Raw genomic sequence first — 4,783 nt, forward strand, 5'->3', positions numbered from 1 at the left:
ATTTTTATATTGGAATCAAGGGGGTAGGATTATTTTAGCACAAGGGGGCAGAATCGCTTGGTTTTAGGGGGCAGCTTACACTGGATTTTCCAGATAACAATAACGGTTAAAATTATGAGCAATAGTGAATCTCAAAATAGAAAAGGTAAAGGAGGAAGAAAGCCTAAGTTTGATTATACAAGCGAGGAATTTCTTTCTCTCGTGGAATCGTATGCCAAAAAGGGATTCACTGACAAGGAAATTGCTTATGCCATAGGGATTTTACCACAAACTTTCTGCGAAAAGAAAAGTGAGTACACCGAAATATCCGAAGTCTTAGCGCGTGGGCGCGCGACAATCAATGCTACTGTAAGGGCTAAATTCCTTGCAATAGCTCTCGGTGGCATAAAAACCAAAAGCACCGTGGTAAGAAAGCTCCGTGATTCAGAGGGAAATTTGACAGGTGAGGATGAATTACAAGTCAGCGAAAGCGAGTTGGCTCCAAACTTGCAAGCAATGTCCGTTTGGCTGTATCACCACGATGAGGATTGGAGAAAGGTTGAACGCAAGCAGGATGAAGATGCTGATATTCCAACAGACATAGAGCACGGCATCAACATTGATTCTTGGATTAAAGACAAGCTGAAATGATAGTACCTCAAGAAATTTACCATCCATTATACGAGGATAATGAAAAATTTATAATTCTTATCACTGGTGGGCGTGGTAGCGGAAAGTCTTTCAATGCTTCTACCTTTATTGAACGGTTGACTTTTGAAATGACTCCCGTAGAGAAGATAGTTCATCAGATTCTCTATACCCGTTACACTATGGTTTCTGCCGGTATGTCTATCATTCCCGAAATGATGGAGAAGATAGATTTGGACGGTACCACGAAATATTTCAAGACCACAAAGACGGATATAGTCAATAAGATGACTAAGAGCCGTATCATGTTCCGGGGTATCAAGACTTCTTCCGGGAACCAGACAGCAAAACTGAAATCCATTCAAGGCATTACGACTTTCGTCTGCGATGAAGCGGAAGAGTGGACAAGCGAAGATGAGTTCGATAAAATAATGCTCTCCATTCGCAAGAAGGGTATTCAGAACCGGATTATTATCATAATGAATCCATGCGATTCCAATCACTTCATCTACAAGAAATACATTGAGAAAACTCACAAGCTGGTAGAGATTGACGGTGTGCAGGTTCAGATTTCCACTCATCCGAATGTACTTCATATCCATACCACGTATTTTGATAACTTGGAGAATCTTTCCCCGGAGTTTCTGAAAGAGGTGGAGGATATGAAGGTAAATAATCCCGAAAAATATGCTCATGTGGTTATCGGCCGCTGGGCTGATGTTGCTGAAGGTGCAGTGTTCAAGAAGTGGGGCATCGTGAAAGAGTTCCCTGCTTATGCTAAGAAAGTTGCTCTTGCTTCCGACTGGGGTTATACCAACGACCCGTCAACAGGTATTCGTTGTGGCATCGTAGATAACCGATTGTATGTTGATGAGTTATTCTATGAAACTGGAATGCTCACAAATGCCATTGCCGAAAAATTGAAGCCGTGGGGGCTGAAAGTCTACGGAGATAGTGCCGACCCTCGTTTGATTCAAGAGATAAAGAACCGAGGTGTAAATATCTACCCAGTAGATAAGTTCCCCGGTTCAATCAAAGCCGGCATTGATAAAATACATGAGATGGAACTATTCGTTACTGAACGTTCATACCATATCATTGAGGAACTCCGTAAATATGTTTGGGATAAAGACAAGGACGGTCATTATATCAATGAACCGGTAGACGCATGGAATCACTGTATAGACCCTATTAGATATTATATCTTGGGACATATTTTGGGACGCATTTTGAAGCCGAAAGATTTAACAGGAATATTCACACACTAAAAATATAGATTATGCCATTAACGCTTGAAGAAATATTGGCATTGCCAGACATCGGGCAGAAGATAAACTACCTGAAGAAAGGTAGAAAAACTGAACTTCCAGACCGTTGTAAACTTTGGGACGACTGGAATCCCGAACGCCATGAAATCATGGTTGACAAAGAGAAGTACCCGGATAGAAAGGTTCTTGAAAAGGAAGCGGAAAAAGTTTTTGATGAAAAGACTGGTAAGACCTATGAAATCGAAGCAAAGTATAAGACTGAACCAGTGAACCGTATCTCCATTCCATTGGAACAGGATATAGTGAACATTCAAACTGCTTTCACAGTCGGCACAGAACCGTCTATGGATTGCACTCCAACTGATGATGATGAAAAGAAGCTGCTGGATGCGGTAAAGGCTGTATTCAAGTCTAATAAAATCAAATATCAGAACAAGAAGGTTGTCCGTGCCTGGCTCTCCGAACAAGAAGCGGCAGAATATTGGTATGTTACCGATGATGATTCGTTTTGGGCGAAGTTCTGGAAAAAAGTAAAGACTACATTCGGAGGCAAGGTAAAACCTACCAAGAAGCTGAAAAGCGTATTATGGTCTCCGTTCCGTGGGGATAAGCTTTATCCGTTCTTCAATGATGAAGGTAAGATGATTGCTTTCTCACGTGAGTACAAGAAGAAGCTCATGGATGATTCGGAGATAACTTGCTTTATGACTATCACTGATAAGATGGTCTATCAGTGGGATTTATCTAAAGGGTATGAAGAAAGAACGCCTTTTACTCATGGATTCCCCAAATTACCGGTTCTCTATGCCTACCGTCCTGAACCTTATTGCAAAAAGATAAAGACTTTTCGGGTTCGGTTGGAGAAATTATTATCCAATTATGCAGATTGCATCGATTATCATTTCTTCCCTTTATTGAAACTTATCGGTGACGTGGAGGGTTTCATGGGTAAGGTTAAGGACAGAATGGTCAAACTTACAGGTGAAGGTGCGGATGCTCAATATCTGACGTGGAATCAGGTGCCAGATACGGTACGTTTTGAAGCAGAAACACTCACTAATATGGCTTATGATATGTCAAACACTCCAAGAATATCATTTGAAACGTTGAAGGGGGTAGGCAAAGCATCAGGAACCGCTTTCCGCTTTATGTTCATGGGTGCACATATGGCGGTAGAAAATCACGGTGAGGTTATCGGTGAGTTCTTGCAGCGGAGAGTAAATTTCATTGTTTCCGCTTTAGGCTCTATCAATCCAACCGAGTTTAGCAAGGCATCGCAGACCATTGACATAGAAACAGAACTGGTTCCATATATGATTGATGATTTGAATGATAAGGTGACTACTGCCGTTTCCGCTGTCAGTGGTGGCATTTGGTCCACACGTGAAGGTATCATGTTTGCCGGGAATGCTGATAGGGTAGAAGAGGAGCTTGCAGAAATCAAGGAGGAGCAAGCGGCAAAGAATGAGCAAATCGGAAATAAGGGACAGAAAAATGCCTCTTAGTCAGAAAAATTATAGGGATTATAATTTTAGTACAAGAAAAATAGAATATTTTGCGGCAACATCAAAGAATTGCCGCTAATTTTTTGCTTGAATAGTTGTAGGTAATTAAATAATTACCTATATTTGTAGGGTAATCAATAGAGAAAGGTATGCCAACGATATTTATTTTATTTGGTTTTCGTTTTATGTTTTACGCTAATGACCATGAGCCTATACATGTTCATGTAATCAAAGGGGATGTAAGTGCTAAATTCACTTTATTTCCAGTTACATTAATCAAAAATAATGGCTTGAAGTCATCTGAACTGAAACTTGTAGAATCAGTTATAGAAGAAAATCAAGAAGTAATAGCAGAGCATTGGAATAAATTTTTTAATAAATCAAAATAAGTGGTTATGGAAAATATCATAGTTGAAAAGGTATGGTTGACTGATACGGAGGTATGGATACGTACCACTGACGGGAAGGAGGCATGTGAGAAGTTTTCAGATTTCCAAAGGCTGAAATGGGCTACTCCTGCGCAGCGCGCAAATTTCACAACGAGCCATGACGGAATACATTGGAGAGAGCTTGATGAAGATTTGAGTTTTGAGGGATTCTTTCGGGAAAGGAAATCTAATCCTCTTTATGATTTATTTATAGCTCATCCTGAATTGAATGCTGCTGCCATAGCACGACGTTTAGGTATTTCTCAGAGTTTGTTTGCTCAATATGTAAGCGGAACAAAGAAGCCGTCTAAGAAACGTTTTGAAGATATTATAGAAACAATACGTTCAGTAGGGCGTGAATTAATGGCTGTACCGGCATAAGTTACAATACTTTATTTAGGCGTGATTCCATTCGGTTTCACGCCTTTTTTATACCATTTTACGACAATCGTTTCATTGTCGTGTATCACCTATCTGATAATTTTTCACATAGCTTATTAATGCCGAAATTTACCGTAGAAATTTATAAATCAAATTCATACGGTATGACAATCTTAGAACAAATCTTGGCAGGGCTGCAACAGAAGTTTACTGGGGTGGACACTGCTGGAAAATCCAGTGTAAGCTGCCCCCTAAAACCAAGCGATTCTGCCCCCTTGTGCTAAAATAATCCTACCCCCTTGATTCCAATATAAAAATACCCCTGCTTGGCAATGCCCGGCAGGGGATTTTTCGTAGATTTGATTCCCGTCTTGACCGGTGGGATAAAATCATTTCTACTATGACAACAAAGATAGCAAACATCCTCCAATGTTACGCATTGGGGATGGGGATAAAGCAGATAAGCAGGAGCTTTGAGCTTTCCCGCAACACGGTGCGCAGATATGTGCGCCTGTTTCAAGAGTGTGGTATACCGATAAAGGAGTTGGCCGCCATGCCTTCCGCTCGCATCCAG

6 protein-coding genes are annotated in these 4,783 nt (G+C 40.7%); all 6 read left to right on the plus strand.

Going from position 1 to position 4,783, the window contains the following annotated elements:
- Window positions 1-114 precede the first annotated feature (114 nt).
- The gene (locus CSD97_RS18555) at window positions 115-630 is read left to right on the plus strand and encodes a hypothetical protein (protein WP_098032902.1); all 516 of its coding nucleotides are present in this window, start codon (window positions 115-117) and stop codon (window positions 628-630) included.
- Window positions 627-1,895, plus strand: coding sequence for a PBSX family phage terminase large subunit (locus CSD97_RS18560; RefSeq protein WP_098032903.1), 1,269 nt, complete (start codon window positions 627-629; stop codon window positions 1,893-1,895). Before CSD97_RS18555 ends, CSD97_RS18560 begins: the two co-directional genes overlap by 4 nt.
- Before the next feature lie 11 nt (window positions 1,896-1,906).
- On the plus strand, window positions 1,907-3,400 hold the full coding sequence (locus CSD97_RS18565) for a phage portal protein (protein ID WP_098032904.1): 1,494 nt from the start codon (window positions 1,907-1,909) through the stop codon (window positions 3,398-3,400).
- A 149-nt stretch (window positions 3,401-3,549) separates the two neighbouring features.
- Complete coding sequence (locus CSD97_RS18570; protein WP_005824559.1) at window positions 3,550-3,789, plus strand: DUF4160 domain-containing protein; 240 nt, start codon at window positions 3,550-3,552, stop codon at window positions 3,787-3,789.
- A 6-nt stretch (window positions 3,790-3,795) separates the two neighbouring features.
- Complete coding sequence (locus tag CSD97_RS18575) at window positions 3,796-4,209, plus strand: DUF2442 domain-containing protein (protein ID WP_005837049.1); 414 nt, start codon at window positions 3,796-3,798, stop codon at window positions 4,207-4,209.
- A gap of 400 nt (window positions 4,210-4,609) precedes the next feature.
- Window positions 4,610-4,783 (plus strand): helix-turn-helix domain-containing protein (locus CSD97_RS18585; protein ID WP_143272451.1); only part of this gene is annotated, 174 nt, incomplete at its 3' end.

This window comes from Bacteroides sp. AR29, assembly GCF_900217715.1.
Lineage (GTDB): Bacteria > Bacteroidota > Bacteroidia > Bacteroidales > Bacteroidaceae > Bacteroides > Bacteroides uniformis.

What these genes read in the sequence shown, in the direction of transcription:
- CSD97_RS18570 (WP_005824559.1), top strand. Translation starts at nt 3,550, where the DNA reads ATGCCAACGATATTTATTTTATTTGGTTTTCGTTTTATGTTTTACGCT.
- CSD97_RS18575 (WP_005837049.1), top strand. Translation starts at nt 3,796, where the DNA reads ATGGAAAATATCATAGTTGAAAAGGTATGGTTGACTGATACGGAGGTA.
- CSD97_RS18560 (WP_098032903.1), top strand. Translation starts at nt 627, where the DNA reads ATGATAGTACCTCAAGAAATTTACCATCCATTATACGAGGATAATGAA.
- CSD97_RS18565 (WP_098032904.1), top strand. Translation starts at nt 1,907, where the DNA reads ATGCCATTAACGCTTGAAGAAATATTGGCATTGCCAGACATCGGGCAG.
- CSD97_RS18555 (WP_098032902.1), top strand. Translation starts at nt 115, where the DNA reads ATGAGCAATAGTGAATCTCAAAATAGAAAAGGTAAAGGAGGAAGAAAG.